Origin of the sequence: Bradyrhizobium sp. B120, assembly GCF_049075665.1 — a bacterium.
Classification (GTDB): Bacteria; Pseudomonadota; Alphaproteobacteria; order Rhizobiales; family Xanthobacteraceae; genus Bradyrhizobium.
Genome location: NZ_CP185242.1, coordinates 8,929,227 through 8,943,810, shown reverse-complemented (window position 1 = coordinate 8,943,810; position 14,584 = coordinate 8,929,227). Strand labels below are relative to the sequence as shown.

Here is a 14,584-nt window from a genome sequence, read left to right as displayed (position 1 = left end):
TATTTTCGGTTCAGACTGCCGACGGATCGTCGCCGTCGACTTCCTGCGGCAGCTCGATCACCACGCGGCCGCCGGCGAGATCGACTGTCGGCACCACGGCATTGGTGAAGGGCAGCAGCATCGTCGCGCCCTGCGGCGGGGCGATCTCGATGATGTCGCCGGCGCCGAAATTGTGGATCGCGAGCACCTTGCCGAGCGGCTGCCCTGTCGTCGTCACCGCGGCGAGCCCGATCAGGTCGGTGTGATAATATTCGCCGTCGTCGGTTTCCGGCAGCCGGTCGCGCGGAACGTAGAGCTCGAGACCATTGAGCCGTTCAGCGTCATCGCGGCTGGCGACGCCCTTCAGCGTCACCACCAGATGGTCCTTGGCCTCGCGCGCATGCGTGACCTCGAACTGGCGCGCGCCGTCCTTGGTCATCAGCGGGCCGTAGTCCTTCACGGCCAGCGGATCTTCGGTGAAGGTCCACAGCCGGACGGCGCCGCGCACGCCATGCGCAGCGCCGATACGGGCGACACAGACCGGTGCAGTCACCGTGGTCGCCGTTCAGTCTATGCCTTGGCGGCGGCTTCGGCCTGCGCCTTGCGCTCCTTGCGCGGCACGGCCTTTTCCGGGTTGTTGCGGGCGGCGCGCTTGACGACGCCGGCGGCGTCGAGGAAGCGGGTCACGCGATCCGACGGCTGCGCGCCCTTGGCGAGCCAGGCTTTCACCTTGTCCATGTCGAGCTTCAGGCGGGCCTCGTTGTCCTTCGGCAGCAGCGGGTTGAAGTGGCCGAGACGCTCGATGAAGCGGCCATCGCGCGGGAAGCGCGAGTCGGCGACGACGACGTGATAGACCGGACGCTTCTTGGTGCCTGCGCGAGCGAGGCGGATAACAACGGACATTTAGTTCTCCTTCAAAGGTCGATGTGTTCGATTGATTGGCATTCCGCGTCGCGCCGGCTGCACGTGAGCCATCGCGACGAATTTCTCATTTCTTCTTGCCCGGGAAACCGCCGAGGCCCGGCAGCATCGGCTTGCCGGAAAGGCCGGTCAGGCCCGGCACATTCGGCAGGCCGCCGCGCAGCCCGGCCGGCAAATCCTTCGGCAGGCTGGGCAGACCGCCGCCGGCGCCGCCCTGCATCTTCTCGGCGAGCGCCTTCATCTCCTCGGCCGAAGGCGGCTTCATGCCGCCGCCAAAGCCCATCGCCTGGGCGATGCCGGCGAGCGGGCCGCGCTTGCCGCTTCCCATGGCCTTCATCATGTCGGCCATGTTCCGGTGCATCTTCAGCAGCTTGTTGACCTGCTCGACGCTCTGGCCGGCGCCGGCTGCGATGCGCTTCTTGCGGCTCGCCTTCAGGATGTCCGGATTCTTGCGCTCCTGCCGCGTCATCGAATCGATCACCGCGACCTGGCGCTTGATGATCTTGTCGTCGATGCCGGCCGCCGCGATCTGGTTCTTCATCTTGGCGATGCCGGGCATCATGCCCATCAGGCCGCCGATGCCGCCCATATTCGCCATCTGCTGCAGCTGTTCGCGCATGTCGTTGAGGTCGAACTGACCCTTGCGCATCCGCTCGGCGGTGCGCGCGGCCTTTTCGGCGTCGATGTTCGCCGCAGCCTTCTCGACCAGCGAGACGACGTCGCCCATGCCGAGGATGCGGCCGGCGATGCGGTTCGGATGGAAGTCTTCCAGCGCGTCGGTCTTTTCGCCGGTGCCGAGCAGCTTGATCGGCTTGCCGGTGACCGCGCGCATCGACAGCGCGGCGCCGCCGCGGCCGTCGCCGTCAACGCGCGTCAGCACGATGCCGGTGAGGCCGACGCGCTCATCGAACGCGCGCGCGAGGTTGACCGCGTCCTGGCCGGTGAGGGAGTCGGCGACCAGCAGCACTTCATGCGGGTTGGCGGCGGCCTTGATCTCGGCCGCCTCCTTCATCATGTCTTCGTCGAGCGTGGTGCGGCCGGCGGTGTCGAGCAGCACGACGTCGTAGCCGCCGAGCTTGCCGGCCTCTAACGCGCGCTTGGCGATCTGCGGCGGCATCTGGCCGGCGACGATCGGCAAGGTCGGAATGTCGAGGTCGCGGCCGAGCACCGCGAGCTGCTCCATCGCCGCCGGACGATACACGTCGAGCGAGGCCATCAGCACTTTGCGCTTGTCGCGCTGAACCATGCGGCGCGCGAGCTTCGCGGTGGTGGTGGTCTTGCCGGAGCCTTGCAGGCCGACCATCATGATCGGCACCGGCGGCACGGAGTTGATGTCGATGGTCTGGCCGTCGGAGCCGAGCGTGGCGACCAGCTCGTCATGGACGATCTTCACCACCATCTGGCCCGGCGTCACCGACTTGACGACGGTGGCGCCGATCGCCTGCTCGCGGACCCGGTCGATGAAGCTGCGGACGACCTCGAGCGCGACGTCGGCCTCGAGCAGCGCGCGGCGCACCTCGCGCATCGCGGCATCGACGTCCTTTTCGGTCAGCGCACCGCGCCCCGTCAGACGATCGAGAATGCCACCAAGCCGTTCCGACAGATTGTCGAACAATGCCGTTGTCCTCTTTTCACCTCGCCCCGCTTGCGGGGAGAGGTCGGATCGCCCTTGCGATCCGGGTGAGGGGGTACAGGACTATCAACGCGCATCATGCGCGGAGAGAGCCCCTCACCCCGACCCTCTCCCCGCAAGAGCGGGGCGAGGGAGAAGGAAATCCAAACACTTTCGCGCCCGAGGGCGCATCGCGCTGTCGGGCGTTGGCCTCTGGCCTCTGGGGCCAGTCGGCGGGTCGAAAAGACGGATCTTTCCGAGAAAGTGGCGGCGTTAAACGCTGCCGGGGGGACAAAGTCAAGGAAAGTTTCGCCGCAATAGGCCTAGCCTAGGCCATAAGGCATTGAAATTGCGTCAATTTGCCAAGCTGGTTCTGAATTCGGCTTAGCCACCCATATAAACGGAGCCTGCCTCCTGTTGGGAACCCGCGTGCCCATCGTCACCCGCCGCCGCCCTCTTGCAACCTTGGCCGGAGCCACTGCCGCGATCGGCGTGCCCTCGATCTGGATGTCCCTGATGAAAACCTATGACGGCCCCGTTTCCGATCACTTCGACGGCCTGCACTTCTTCGATCCGGATGGCGCGCCGCCGAAATCGCTCGGCGAGGTGCTGCGCTGGCAGTTCGGGGGCAGGCGGCAGCGCGCGGTCTGGCCGGAATGGGCGCCGAGCCCCTATGCCGATACGCCGCCGCCGCGCGTCGATGGCGACAAGGTGCGGCTCTGCTTTGTCGGCCACGCCAGCTGGCTGATCCAGGCCGGCGGCCTCAACATCCTGATCGATCCGGTGTGGTCGATGCGGGCCTCGCCGTTCGGCTTCGCAGGTCCCAAGCGGCACAATGATCCCGGCGTCGCTTTCGAGAAGTTGCCCAGGATCGATGTCGTGCTGGTGTCGCACGGCCATTACGATCATCTCGATGTCGCGACGCTGTCGAAGCTGGCTGCGGCGTTTGCGCCGCGCGTCATCACGCCGCTCGGCAACGACGTCACGATGCGCGCCTCCGATGCCGCGATCAAGGCCGAGGCGTTCGACTGGCATCAGCGCGTCGAGCTCGGCGGCGGCGCTGCCGTGACGCTGGTGCCGACACGGCACTGGTCGGCGCGCGGCCTGTTCGATCGCAACAAGGCGCTGTGGGCGAGCTTCGTGCTGGAGACGCCCGCGGGCAAGCTCTACATCGTCTGCGATTCCGGCTATGGCGACGGCCGGCACTTCCGCCGGGTTGCCGAGGCGCATGGCCCGTTGCGGCTCGCGATCCTGCCGATCGGCGCCTATGAGCCGCGCTGGTTCATGCAAGACCAGCACATGAACCCGGAGGACGCGGTGCAGGCGCTGGCCGATTGCGGCGCCACCCAGGCGCTGGCGCATCACCACGGCACGTTCCAGTTGACCGACGAGGCGATCGACGCGCCGGCGATCGCGCTCAGCGAAGCGCTCGACGCGGCCAAGGTGCCGCGCGAGAGGTTTCTGACGTTGAAGCCGGGACAGGTGTTCGAGATTTGACCGTCGTCCCGGCGAAGGCCGGGACCCATTACCCCAAATATTGATTGCTGCGCGACGCTGCGGCCACGATTCCGTTCACAACCAAATTCGGTGGTAATGGGTCCCGGCCTTCGCCGGGACGACGTTAATTGGCCGCCTTGAACTACTTCTCCTTGATCGCCCAGGAGACGCTCACATTGACGGTCAGCGTTTCCTCGCCCTGGGCGACCGGCGTCGGGGCGGCGAAGCCTGCCGTGGCCATCTTGGCGCGGAACATCGGTACCGGCGCCGAGCCGACTTCCGAGATGTTCAAGGGCGCGCCGAGCGTGACGCCGGCGGCCTTGGCGTAGATCTCCGCCTTGCGCCGGGCGTCGGCGATCGCCCGCTCGCGGGCGTCGTCGAGCAGCTTCGAGGCCTGCGACACCGAGAAATTGAGCCCGCCGATATCATTGGCGCCGGCACCCACCAGCACATCGATGACACCCGCGACCTTGCTCACATCGTGCAGCTTGATCGTGACGCGATTGCTCGCGTGGTAACCCACGATGCTGGGCGGCGCGTTCGGCGACGACGGCGGACGATTGGCGAATTGCGGCTGCAGCGACAGCCGCGAGGTCTGATAGTCCTTCTCCGCGATGCCGGCGCCCTTCAGCGCGGCCAGCACCTTGCCCATCGTCACATTGTTGGCGTCGGTGGCCTCGCGCGCGGTCTTGCCGTCGGTCGTGACGCCGGCGTCGAGCTGCGCCTCGTCGGGCGCCGCCGATACGGTCGCCTCGCCAGTGACCGAGATCGCCGGCGGAAAGTCGCTGTCGGCGAATGCGGGCGCAGCCAGCAGCGTGGTCGCGATCAGGGTGGCGGCGATGGGGAGGCCGACGGGAAGGCGATAGGTCATCTGGCTCACTTCAGGGGTACGTAGACGTTGATCACAAGCTTGTCTTCCGCGGTCTTCAGCGGATCGGTGATGTATTCCTCGATAAAGGTGTCCTTGGCTTCGAGCTTCTTGTCGTCGAGGTGATTGGTGATCGCCTCATAGGTGTTGTCCATGTTGTCGTAGGACCCGCGGTGGACGAACTTCAGGGCCTTGCCGTCCGGCGAATTGCCCATGCTCATGTTCTTGCCGAGGTTCTTGACGTCCTGGTCGACCGGAATTTCGGCGATGAAGGTGAAGCCGGTGTCGTCGGTCGAGGTGTAGACGATCATCGGATTGCCAGCTGCCTTGACGCCGTCCTTGTCGAGCAGCGCGGTGAGTTGCTTGAACGCCTCGATCAGCGCGTCGAAGGCCGAATCCCAGTTGGCCGTGCCCTTCAGCATCACGACCTTCTTCGGTTCCAGCGTGAACGGCTCGCCGAACGGGTCGGCGGTCTGCACCGGGGCGGCCGGCGGCGGCGTCGGGGACTGCGATGCGGCTGGGCTGTCAGCCGGCGACTTGGTCTCGGCCGGCGGGGGCACCGGCGTTGCCGATGGCACAGGCGCGGGCGTTGGGCTCGGGCTTGCTGCGGGGGCGGGGGAGGCTGACGGCGACTGGGCAGGCGCCGGGCTTGCCAGGGTGATCGCGGCCAAAGGGAGCAGCGCGACCAGGGCCGCGCGGAGCGTGTTGATACGGTTCATTCGGTATTCTCCATCCCCTTCCTCGAACGGCCGCTCGATCTGTCCCGGCGCGCGCGGTCCCTGAGGTGCGATATTCCTAACACGCGAGTTCTGCATTCGTCCCATGACAGATGTGTCATAGGGCCATTCTGGCTGGTGCTCCAATTCCGAAGTTCGCAAGCAAGTGCGGCGGAAACCGTGCGAACTTCGGAATTAGAGGAGCACCAGCAAACAATTGTTTCTAGTGCGGTTTCGAATTTGAAGCTCCTACAGAACCCGCGGAGCCACCGTAGGAGCTTCAAATTCGCCGCACTAGCCAATGGGCCACCCCTCGCCATATAACCGGGCAGAATTTAGGAAAATCGATGAGCGCGCTCGCCAATCACGCATTCGCCAAGATGAACGGCATCGGCAACGAGATCGTCGTCGTCGACCTGCGCGATTCCAAGGCGCAGGTTTCGGCTGAGGAGGCGCGCGCCGTGGCGTCGCCGGCCGGCGGCGTGCCCTATGACCAGCTGATGGTGTTGCAGCCGCCGCGGCTCGACGGCACCGAAGCGTTCATCTCGATCTACAACAATGACGGCTCGGAGGCCGGGGCCTGCGGCAATGGCATGCGCTGCGTGGTGCGGCGGATCTTCGAGAAAACCGGCCAGACATCAGCGACGTTCCAGACCCGCGCCGGCCTGCTCAATTGCTGGCAGGGGCCGGCGCCCGATCTCTACACCGTCGACATGGGCGCGCCGAAGTTCGGCTGGCAGGACATTCCGCTGGCTGAGGAATTTCGCGACACCCGCTACATCGAGCTGCAGGTCGGGCCGATCGACAATCCGGTGCTGCATTCGCCCTCGGTGGTCTCGATGGGCAACCCGCACGCGGTGTTCTGGGTCGATGACGTCAATGCCTACGACCTCGAACGTTTCGGGCCGCTGCTGGAAAACCATCCGATCTTCCCGGAGCGCGCCAACATCACGCTCGCCCATATCGTCGATCGCGACCGCATCACGATCCGCACCTGGGAGCGCGGCGCCGGCCTGACCAGGGCCTGCGGCTCGGCGGCCTGCGCGACCGCGGTTGCGGCGGCGCGGCTGAAGCGCGCCAACCGGACTGTCGAGATCACGTTGCCCGGCGGCAAGCTCGGCATCGAGTGGCGCGAGCGCGACGACCACGTGCTGATGACCGGCACCGCCGATTTCGAATATGAGGGCCGCTTCGATCCGGCGCTGTTCGCCAGCGTCGCCTAACCGTCATGAGCGTCGACGTCGTCACCTTTGGCTGCCGCCTCAATGCATTCGAATCCGAGGTGATCAGGCGCGAGGCCGAGCAGGCCGGGCTCACCGACACCATCGTCATCAACAGCTGCGCCGTCACCAATGAGGCGGTGGCGCAGGCCCGGCAGTCTATCCGCAAACTGAAACGCGAACGCCCCGCGGCGCGCATCGTCGTCACCGGCTGTGCGGCGCAGACGCAAGCCGACATGTTCGCCGAGATGGCCGAGGTCGATCGCGTCGTCGGCAATGACGAGAAGATGCGCGGCGCAGCCTGGCAGGCGACGCGCGCGGCTTTCGATGCGCCGTTTGGCATCGATGCGAGCGAGAAGGTCGCGGTCGCCGACATCATGGCGGTGACCGAGATGGCGCCGCATCTGCTCGACGGCTTCGAGCGCGGCCTGCCGCGGGTGTTCGTCCAGGTGCAGAACGGCTGCGATCATCGCTGCACCTTCTGCATCATCCCCTACGGCCGCGGCAATTCGCGCTCGGTGCCGATGGGCGCGGTGGTCGATCAGGTCCGCACATTGGTCGAGCGCGGCCACGCCGAGATCGTGCTGACCGGCGTCGATCTCACGAGCTATGGCGCCGATTTGCCGGGCGCGCCGAAGCTCGGCCAGTTGACCCGGCAGATCCTGCGCCATGTGCCCGAGCTGAAGCGGCTGCGCATCTCCTCGATCGATTCGATCGAGGCCGATCGCGACCTGCTCGATGTCATCGCCGACGATCCGCGGCTGATGCCGCATCTGCATCTGTCGCTGCAATCCGGCGACGACATGATCCTGAAGCGGATGAAGCGCCGGCATTCGCGCCAGGACGCGATCGATTTCTGCGCGCAGGTGCGCCGGCTGCGGCCGGACATCGCGCTCGGCGCCGACATCATCGCGGGATTCCCGACTGAGTCTGAGGAGATGTTCGCGCGCTCGCTCGATCTGGTCGCGGAATGCGATCTCACCTTCCTGCATGTGTTTCCGTACTCAAAGCGGCCGGGCACGCCGGCCGCACGGATGCCGCAGGTCGAGGGCGGTGCGATCCGGGAGCGTGCCAAGCGGCTGCGCGCAGCCGCCGAAGCCGCGCTGCTGCTGCGGCTTGCGGCGGAAGTCGGTGCGACCCGCAAGGTGCTGATCGAGAGCGACACGCAAGGCCGCACCGAGCATTTCCTGCCAGTTGCGGTCAACGGTGATGAGCCGGGCACTGTGCGTGCGATGTACATCAGCGGACATGATCGCGCGCGCCTCACTGCATCGGTCGGCGACGTCCGTTGAGACGACGCTCTGCGCATTATTTCGGGACGACGCGCCTCACCATTCTCTCGTCATGCCGGGGCGGTGCGCGGGACCGCCCCCGGAATCCATTGAGCCGCATAACTCGTGGAAAAATCGATTCCGAGGCGCGGATAGAACGTTTGACTCATCGCCGCGTCAACAATCTCGATGTCGTCCCTGCGAAAGCAGGGACCCATAACCACGAATGTTCGTTGATGGGCGGTACCGGAACGACGAGTCCCGTTCACAATACCCGCCGCGGAGTATGGGTCCCTGCTTTCGCAGGGACGACGCCCGGAGAAGCCGCGGCCTCTCGGCTCAGGCACCGACGTCTCTGGAATACTGGATCACCCGTATGCGCGGGTGAGGACACCGAACCAGCTGTTTGACAGGTTAAATCGCTGTCAGTCGCGCATGACGTTATCAGTGCGCGCGTCCGCCAGGTTTTGGCGGCTGCGACGCGCGAACCTGCCAGAACCGCAGCAGGCGATCGGCGTCGCCGCGTGTCATCTTGGTGAACTGGCTCTTCGCATGGGTGAGCTCAACGGCGCCCATGGAGCCGGTCGCATAGCGGCATTCCATCACCGCGGCGGTGGTCGTCCAGCTCAGGCCGGCCGCCCGGCACGGCACCAAAAGGCCTTCACTGCGCAGGCTTTGCATTAGGGAGCGGATCACCTCGATGTTCGACTGCGCTAGCTCCGCCAGCGCAACAATGGTCTCTTCATATCTTCGCTGCCTGGCGAAGCCGAGCAGGGCGGCCTCGTCGAGCTCGCCGCTGTCCTTCAGCTTCGCGACGTGGCGCTTGGCTGCGGTGAAATCGCGGACCTGCGACATGTCGCGCTCGACGCCGGCGGCGACCGCGGCGATCGCGTGGCGGATTTCCTCGTACAGATACGGCGGGGCGCGTTCCAGCAAACGGCCGCGAACCTCTTCCGTTGCCCGGCGCAGGAGTTGAAGCCGGAGCTCCGCCGGCAGGTCCGCGCGGATGCCGGTCTCGACCGCGAGGGTCGGATCGTGCTCGGCCTGCGCCAGGATGACGGCAAATCCGCCCGGCGATACTTTGGCGCCGGGATTGGTGACGAGGCGGTGGCTCACGCTCGCAAAGCGACGGGCCAGAAGCGCGTCGGTGACGACTTCCTTCAGCCACCAGCGGCCGGCGACGGCGAGCAGGTGCTGTTCGCTCTTGGTCTGCGCGATCTCGACCAGATCCTCGGCACTGAGGCGCGAGGATTCCTGCAGCATCGGCCGCGCGATCCGGATCTCGTCGTTGCTGGCGAGGCGGCGAACGATCGCGGGCGGTGCCTGCGCGACCGGGGCGAGCTGCTCGCTGATCTCGGCAAGCGCCATCCGGGCGCTGATCTCGGCGAGGGCGCGCAGCTCGATGGTCTTGACCAGCCGTTCGAGCACATTGTCGAACAGTTCGATCTGCTCGCTGTTGAAGCTGCCGGCGGAGTGGAGGAAGAGATCAGTGACGCGCTTCGCCGTCGCGATGCATTTTTCGGCGGAGCCGGCGCGTATCGCTGCCTCGACCTCGTCGACAATTGCCTGCCCGGCAGTCAGCATTGCTCGTCCTGAGCCCGTCCCGATTGCTTGTTCTAAGCCGGTTTGCAGCTTTATCGGGCGGACCTGAACGTTTCGTAAGGATAATGATCAGTAGAATCCCGGAGGAAGCTCTGCACTTCGACGCGTTTTCTTGACGCGAACCGGTATCCATCCCGGATCAAGTCCGGGACAGGCTTTCGCTGGAAAACGCTCTATTCGCCGTTCCAGCCGCAGGCCTTGAGCCGCTCCTGCATGTGCGCCGGCGCAGGTGCTACGACATGCACCGGGTCCTTGTTGCGGGAAATCGGGATGCCGATTTCGCGGGAATGCAGGTGCAGGGTCGGCTCGCCGAAGCGCGGACCGTTGCCATAGATATTGTCGCCGACGATCGGCCAGCCCATCGCCGACGAATGCACCCGGAGCTGATGGGTGCGGCCGGTGACCGGCTCCATCGCAAGCCAGGCAAGGCCGTCGCCGCGTCCCAGCACCTTCCAGTTGGTGATCGCCTTCTGGCCATCCGGGTCCGGCTTCTGCCACCAGCCGCGCTCGGCGTTGAGCCGGCCGAGCGGCATGTCGATGGTGCCTGCGTCCTCGGTGGGGCCGCCCTCGACCACGGTCCAATAGGTCTTTGCGATCTTGCTGTGCTTGAACAGCAGCCCGAGCGAGGCGGTCGCCTTGCGATGGCGTCCCAGGACGAGGCAGCCGGAGGTGTCCTTGTCCAGCCGATGCGCCAGCACCGGCGGCCGCGGCAGGCCGAACCGCAACGCGTCGAACGAGGCCTCCAGATTGGGGCCGCCCTTAGGACCGCGATGCACCGGCAGGCCGGCCGGTTTGTCGATAACCAGCATCAATCCGTCGCGGTGGAGCACCCGCGCCAGGATCTCTTCCGCGGTCAATTGGGGAACATCGATCAATTCGTCGAGACTTTCGTTTATGGGCCGAAACGGCTAACACGTCCGCGCCATGAACGATACCACTGCGGGAACTCCAAAACAGAGCTGGTGGCAGCGGCTGAAAGGCGGCCTGAAGCGAACCTCGAGTTCGATCGGGACCGCGGTCGCCGACCTCGTCACCAAGCGCAAGCTCGATGCTGCCATGCTCGATGACATCGAGGATGTGCTGCTGCGCGCCGACCTCGGCACCGATGTCGCGGTCCGGATTGCGGAGGCGGTCGGCAAGGGCCGCTACGACAAGGCGATCTCGGCCGACGAGGTCAAGGACGTCGTTGCGACCGAGGTCGAGAAGGTGCTGGCGCCGGTGGCCAAGCCGCTCGAGATCGATGCGACGTTGAAGCCGTTTGTGATCCTCGTCGTCGGCGTCAATGGCTCCGGCAAGACCACGACGATCGGCAAGCTGGCCGCGAAATTCTCCGCCGAGGGCCGCAAGGTCATGCTGGCCGCCGGCGACACCTTCCGTGCCGCGGCGATCGAGCAGCTCAAGGTCTGGGGCGAGCGGACCAAATCTCCGGTCATCGCCGGGGCCCAGGGCTCGGATTCGGCAAGCCTCGCCTTCAACGCGCTGACCGCGGCGAGGGAGCAGGCGCGCGACGTGCTGCTGATCGACACCGCCGGCCGGCTGCAGAACAAGTCCGAGCTGATGAACGAGCTCGAAAAGGTCGTGCGCGTCATCAAGAAGGTCGATGCGTCGGCGCCGCATGCGGTGCTGCTCGTGCTCGACGCCACGGTGGGACAAAATGCGCTGTCGCAGGTCGAGGCATTTCATCGTACGGCAGGCGTCACCGGCCTCGTGATGACCAAGCTTGACGGCACCGCGCGCGGCGGCATCCTTGTCGCGCTGTCGGAGAAGCACAAGCTGCCGGTGCATTTCATTGGCGTCGGCGAAGGCGTCGAGGACCTCGCGCCCTTCACGGCGAAGGATTTTGCCAAGGCGATTGCCGGGATCGAATAATTCATCCTTCGAGACGCGCGCTGGTGCGCGCTGCTCCGCAACAACGGCAAAGCCGTTGTGCAGGGATGACGGTGGGATACGAAAGGTCGTCATCCTGAGGAGGCGCGGAGCGCCGTCTCGAAGGATGGCCAAGACACGAGTTCAATGGACTGAATTGATGGACAAGACCCAGCCACATCCGCTGTTCAAGCTTGCGACCGAGCTCGGCCCGCTGCTCGTGTTCTTCATCGCGAACGCCAAATACCATTTGTTCTTCGCGACCGGCGCGTTCATGGTCGCGATCGTAGCTGCCATGATCGCCTCCTATGTGGTGACAAAGCACGTGCCGATCATGGCGCTGGTGACCGGCGCGGTCGTGCTGGTGTTCGGCACCCTGACCCTTGTGTTGCACGACGAGACCTTCATCAAGGTCAAGCCGACCATCATCTACGGCCTGTTCGCGGCCGTGCTCGGTGGCGGGCTGCTGTTCGGCCGCTCCTTCATCGCCGTGATGTTCGACCAGATGTTCAATCTGACGCCGCAGGGCTGGCGCATCCTCACCATGCGCTGGGCGCTGTTCTTCGCCGGGATGGCTATTCTCAACGAGATCGTCTGGCGGACGCAGACCACGGATTTCTGGGTGAACTTCAAGGTGTTCGGCGTGACGCCGCTGACCATGGTCTTCGCCATCGCCCAGATGCCGCTGACCAAGCGCTATCATCTGGAGCCGGTCTCGCTGGAAACCAGCGAGGCGGACGCCGGCGACCTGCGGAAGTGACTGATCTCTTGTCCCGGACGCGGTGCAGTGGGCGGCGCCGCTCCGCAGAGCCGGGACCTATCTCGCCAGGCAGGATTCGTTGAGCTGCAGGCCCCGGCTCTGCAGCGCATCACTTGCGTGCTGCGCTGCGTCCGGGGCACGAGACAGAGCTCAGCTCTTCTGCTTGGCGACGATCTTGTCCTTGATCTTGTCGTAGGTCGGCTGCGGCAGGATGTTCTTCTGCACCAGTTCATCCTTGCCCTTGTAGGGGCGGCCCTTGATGATCGCGGCCGAATAGGCCTTGCCGACACCAGGCAGCGCGTCGAGCTGGTCGGCGCCGGCGCTGTTGATGTCGAGCAGGTCGTCCTTCGCCATCCCCGTCGTCTTCAGATCAGGGGCCGCCGCTTTCGGCGCTGGCGCCATGTGGCTCTCGGATTTCGCGGCGGGCGCGGCCGGCTGCGGCGATTGGGCCATCGACGGCGTAGCCGTCATCAGGCCGAGCGTGAGTGCGGTAGCAAGAAGTGAAGCGAGCGTGGTCTTGCGCATATGTCCTCTCCGAGGAATGAGTGAAGTCACGCCATGGAGTTAGGGTTGCGTTCGTGGCGTCGCCGTGGCCGTGAAATGAACCGCAGATAAATCCGTCGAAGTATTATGCCGCAGGCGTTTTCTCGCGTCGTTCATGCCCGATTCATGTTCGCGAGTCGTGGCGTGCCGATGCGGTTACTTGTCTGCGCGTAGCGCTTTCTCGATCTCGGTCTTGAGCACGGTGTTGACGTTATCAGGCGTCACCGGGCCGACCAGCTTGTAGACGATCGTGCCCTCGCGCCCGACCAGGAAGGTCTCGGGCACGCCGTAGACGCCCCACTCGATGGAGGCGCGGCCGTTGCCGTCGACGCCGACGATGCCGAACGGATTACCGTAGCGGCCAAGGAAGCGCCGCGCGTTCTCGGGCGAGTCCTTGTAGTTGATGCCGATGATCTGGAAGCGCTTGTCGCGGCCGAGCTCGGTCAGCAGCGGCGCTTCGTCATGGCAGGGCACGCACCAGGACGCCCAGACGTTGACGATTGAGACCTTGCCTTTGAAGGCTGCGGGATCGAGGCCGGGGACCGGCGCGCCGTCCTTCACGAGGCCGTCGAGCGCGGGCAGGACGGTCTGCGGTGCCGGCCGGCCGATCAGCGCCGACGGAATTTTGGAGGGATCGCCGCCATAGAGCCGCAGCAGGAACAGTCCGGCAAGCCCGAGGAAAACCAGCAGCGGCAGCACCACCAGCAGGCGGCGGGCTTGCGGCGGACTGTTGGTCGCCTGCTCGCTCATCTGATGTCCGCCGCGCTGCGGCCGGAGCGGCGCGTGATGCCACTGGCCTCGATCTCCTTGAGGCGTGCCTGCTGGCGGCGATAGTCGGCGATGATCCAGACGATCAGGAGCAGTACGACCGCCGCGACCAGCGCATAGGACGTCACGATGAAAGAGGCGTAGGGACCAAGCGACATCGCGTCACGCCGCTCCAATTTCTTTTGGACCGGCGGCCGCTTCGCTGGTGAACGCGACGCGGCTGGCCTGCATCATCTGCAGGCTGCGCACGCGCCGGCGCAGGATCTCGTTGCGCATCGCCGCCAGGTGCAAGGTGATGAAGAGCAGCGAAAACGCGATCGCCATCACCAAGAGCGGCCACAGGAAGGCCTTGTCGAGGGTCGACCCGCCCACCCGGAGCACCGAGGCCGGCTGATGCAGCGTGTTCCACCAGTCGACCGAGAACTTGATGATCGGGATATTGATCGCACCGACCAGGGTCAGGACCGCCGCCGCCCGCGCCGCGCGCGAAGGATCCTCCACCGCGCGCCACAGCGCCATCAGGCCGAGATACATCAGGAACAGGATCAGCACCGAGGTCAGCCGTGCGTCCCACTCCCAGTAGGTGCCCCACATCGGCCGGCCCCACAGCGAGCCGGTGACCAGCGCAAGGAAGGTGAAGGCGGCGCCGATCGGAGCTGCGGCCTTCGCGGCGACGTCGGCGAGCGGATGCCGCCACACCAGCGTGCCGAGCGCGGCCACGCTCATGACGCCCCAGACGAACATCGACAGCCACGCATTCGGGACGTGGATGAACATGATCTTGACCGTGGCGCCCTGCTGGTAGTCGTCGGGTGCCATGGCCGACTGGTAGAGCCCGATCGCGAGCAGGACCGCGGTCACGCCCGCGAGCCACGGCAGGATGCGCGCGGTCAGCGCCAGAAACCTGGTCGGATTGGCGAGGTCGGTCAGCGTCTCGGTCAGCTTCATGGCACCCTGATAA

The 14,584-nt window shown here is 65.6% G+C and carries 16 protein-coding genes; 5 read left to right on the top strand and 11 right to left on the bottom strand.

Translation table 11 applies throughout. The features are described from left to right. Window positions 1-10: 10 nt before the first annotated feature. The 3 genes from rimM to ffh form a co-directional block, all read right to left on the bottom strand. On the bottom strand, window positions 11-532 hold the full coding sequence (gene rimM, locus ACOIX3_RS41435; protein ID WP_420967712.1) for a ribosome maturation factor RimM: 522 nt from the start codon (window positions 530-532) through the stop codon (window positions 11-13). A gap of 17 nt (window positions 533-549) precedes the next feature. Further along, on the bottom strand, window positions 550-882 hold the full coding sequence (gene rpsP / locus ACOIX3_RS41430; RefSeq protein ID WP_050402543.1) for a 30S ribosomal protein S16: 333 nt from the start codon (window positions 880-882) through the stop codon (window positions 550-552). A gap of 85 nt (window positions 883-967) precedes the next feature. Beyond that, the gene (gene ffh / locus ACOIX3_RS41425; protein WP_342725598.1) at window positions 968-2,515 is read right to left on the bottom strand and encodes a signal recognition particle protein; all 1,548 of its coding nucleotides are present in this window, start codon (window positions 2,513-2,515) and stop codon (window positions 968-970) included. Between the two features lie 426 nt (window positions 2,516-2,941). Here ffh and ACOIX3_RS41420 point away from each other — a divergent pair, with 426 nt between their 5' ends. Then, complete coding sequence (locus ACOIX3_RS41420) at window positions 2,942-4,009, top strand: MBL fold metallo-hydrolase (protein WP_420967711.1); 1,068 nt, start codon at window positions 2,942-2,944, stop codon at window positions 4,007-4,009. A 142-nt stretch (window positions 4,010-4,151) separates the two neighbouring features. Here the strand turns inward: ACOIX3_RS41420 and ACOIX3_RS41415 are convergent, their stop codons facing one another. Beyond that, complete coding sequence (locus ACOIX3_RS41415) at window positions 4,152-4,880, bottom strand: SIMPL domain-containing protein (RefSeq protein ID WP_420967710.1); 729 nt, start codon at window positions 4,878-4,880, stop codon at window positions 4,152-4,154. Window positions 4,881-4,885: 5 nt separating this feature from the next. Then, complete coding sequence (locus tag ACOIX3_RS41410; protein ID WP_420967708.1) at window positions 4,886-5,596, bottom strand: GyrI-like domain-containing protein; 711 nt, start codon at window positions 5,594-5,596, stop codon at window positions 4,886-4,888. A 344-nt stretch (window positions 5,597-5,940) separates the two neighbouring features. Here ACOIX3_RS41410 and dapF point away from each other — a divergent pair, with 344 nt between their 5' ends. After that, window positions 5,941-6,816, top strand: a complete 876-nt coding sequence (gene dapF, locus ACOIX3_RS41405; RefSeq protein ID WP_420967707.1) for a diaminopimelate epimerase — start codon at window positions 5,941-5,943, stop codon at window positions 6,814-6,816. 5 nt (window positions 6,817-6,821) lie between these two features. Further along, window positions 6,822-8,105 carry a tRNA (N(6)-L-threonylcarbamoyladenosine(37)-C(2))-methylthiotransferase MtaB gene (gene mtaB / locus ACOIX3_RS41400; protein WP_420967706.1) on the top strand — a complete coding sequence of 428 codons (1,284 nt, stop codon included), beginning with the start codon at window positions 6,822-6,824 and terminating at the stop codon, window positions 8,103-8,105. 423 nt (window positions 8,106-8,528) lie between these two features. On the opposite strand, the gene ACOIX3_RS41395 is transcribed toward mtaB, so the two are convergent. Together ACOIX3_RS41395 and ACOIX3_RS41390 are read right to left on the bottom strand one after the other, a co-directional pair. Continuing rightward, the gene (locus tag ACOIX3_RS41395) at window positions 8,529-9,668 is read right to left on the bottom strand and encodes a DUF2336 domain-containing protein (RefSeq protein WP_420967705.1); all 1,140 of its coding nucleotides are present in this window, start codon (window positions 9,666-9,668) and stop codon (window positions 8,529-8,531) included. Between the two features lie 191 nt (window positions 9,669-9,859). Then, window positions 9,860-10,561, bottom strand: a complete 702-nt coding sequence (locus ACOIX3_RS41390) for an RluA family pseudouridine synthase (protein WP_420967704.1) — start codon at window positions 10,559-10,561, stop codon at window positions 9,860-9,862. Between the two features lie 49 nt (window positions 10,562-10,610). Between ACOIX3_RS41390 and ftsY the strand changes: the two genes are divergently transcribed. Continuing rightward, the gene (gene ftsY / locus ACOIX3_RS41385; protein WP_420967703.1) at window positions 10,611-11,555 is read left to right on the top strand and encodes a signal recognition particle-docking protein FtsY; all 945 of its coding nucleotides are present in this window, start codon (window positions 10,611-10,613) and stop codon (window positions 11,553-11,555) included. A 157-nt stretch (window positions 11,556-11,712) separates the two neighbouring features. Beyond that, on the top strand, window positions 11,713-12,312 hold the full coding sequence (locus tag ACOIX3_RS41380; RefSeq protein WP_092121525.1) for a septation protein A: 600 nt from the start codon (window positions 11,713-11,715) through the stop codon (window positions 12,310-12,312). A 150-nt stretch (window positions 12,313-12,462) separates the two neighbouring features. Here the strand turns inward: ACOIX3_RS41380 and ACOIX3_RS41375 are convergent, their stop codons facing one another. From ACOIX3_RS41375 to ACOIX3_RS41360, 4 genes are all read right to left on the bottom strand, one after another. After that, window positions 12,463-12,837, bottom strand: a complete 375-nt coding sequence (locus ACOIX3_RS41375; protein ID WP_420967702.1) for a ComEA family DNA-binding protein — start codon at window positions 12,835-12,837, stop codon at window positions 12,463-12,465. Between the two features lie 174 nt (window positions 12,838-13,011). Then, complete coding sequence (locus ACOIX3_RS41370; RefSeq protein WP_420967701.1) at window positions 13,012-13,605, bottom strand: DsbE family thiol:disulfide interchange protein; 594 nt, start codon at window positions 13,603-13,605, stop codon at window positions 13,012-13,014. Next, window positions 13,602-13,781, bottom strand: coding sequence for a heme exporter protein CcmD (gene ccmD / locus ACOIX3_RS41365; protein WP_229171244.1), 180 nt, complete (start codon window positions 13,779-13,781; stop codon window positions 13,602-13,604). Before ccmD ends, ACOIX3_RS41370 begins: the two co-directional genes overlap by 4 nt. A 4-nt stretch (window positions 13,782-13,785) precedes the next feature. Continuing rightward, window positions 13,786-14,571 carry a heme ABC transporter permease gene (locus ACOIX3_RS41360; RefSeq protein ID WP_420967700.1) on the bottom strand — a complete coding sequence of 262 codons (786 nt, stop codon included), beginning with the start codon at window positions 14,569-14,571 and terminating at the stop codon, window positions 13,786-13,788. Between the last annotated feature and the right edge of the window lie 13 nt (window positions 14,572-14,584).

What these genes read in the sequence shown, in the direction of transcription:
- rpsP (WP_050402543.1), bottom strand. Translation starts at nt 882, where the DNA reads ATGTCCGTTGTTATCCGCCTCGCTCGCGCAGGCACCAAGAAGCGTCCG.
- ACOIX3_RS41415 (WP_420967710.1), bottom strand. Translation starts at nt 4,880, where the DNA reads ATGACCTATCGCCTTCCCGTCGGCCTCCCCATCGCCGCCACCCTGATC.
- ACOIX3_RS41410 (WP_420967708.1), bottom strand. Translation starts at nt 5,596, where the DNA reads ATGAACCGTATCAACACGCTCCGCGCGGCCCTGGTCGCGCTGCTCCCT.
- dapF (WP_420967707.1), top strand. Translation starts at nt 5,941, where the DNA reads ATGAGCGCGCTCGCCAATCACGCATTCGCCAAGATGAACGGCATCGGC.
- mtaB (WP_420967706.1), top strand. Translation starts at nt 6,822, where the DNA reads ATGAGCGTCGACGTCGTCACCTTTGGCTGCCGCCTCAATGCATTCGAA.
- ACOIX3_RS41395 (WP_420967705.1), bottom strand. Translation starts at nt 9,668, where the DNA reads ATGCTGACTGCCGGGCAGGCAATTGTCGACGAGGTCGAGGCAGCGATA.
- ftsY (WP_420967703.1), top strand. Translation starts at nt 10,611, where the DNA reads ATGAACGATACCACTGCGGGAACTCCAAAACAGAGCTGGTGGCAGCGG.
- ACOIX3_RS41380 (WP_092121525.1), top strand. Translation starts at nt 11,713, where the DNA reads ATGGACAAGACCCAGCCACATCCGCTGTTCAAGCTTGCGACCGAGCTC.
- ACOIX3_RS41375 (WP_420967702.1), bottom strand. Translation starts at nt 12,837, where the DNA reads ATGCGCAAGACCACGCTCGCTTCACTTCTTGCTACCGCACTCACGCTC.
- ACOIX3_RS41370 (WP_420967701.1), bottom strand. Translation starts at nt 13,605, where the DNA reads ATGAGCGAGCAGGCGACCAACAGTCCGCCGCAAGCCCGCCGCCTGCTG.
- ccmD (WP_229171244.1), bottom strand. Translation starts at nt 13,781, where the DNA reads ATGTCGCTTGGTCCCTACGCCTCTTTCATCGTGACGTCCTATGCGCTG.
- ACOIX3_RS41360 (WP_420967700.1), bottom strand. Translation starts at nt 14,571, where the DNA reads ATGAAGCTGACCGAGACGCTGACCGACCTCGCCAATCCGACCAGGTTT.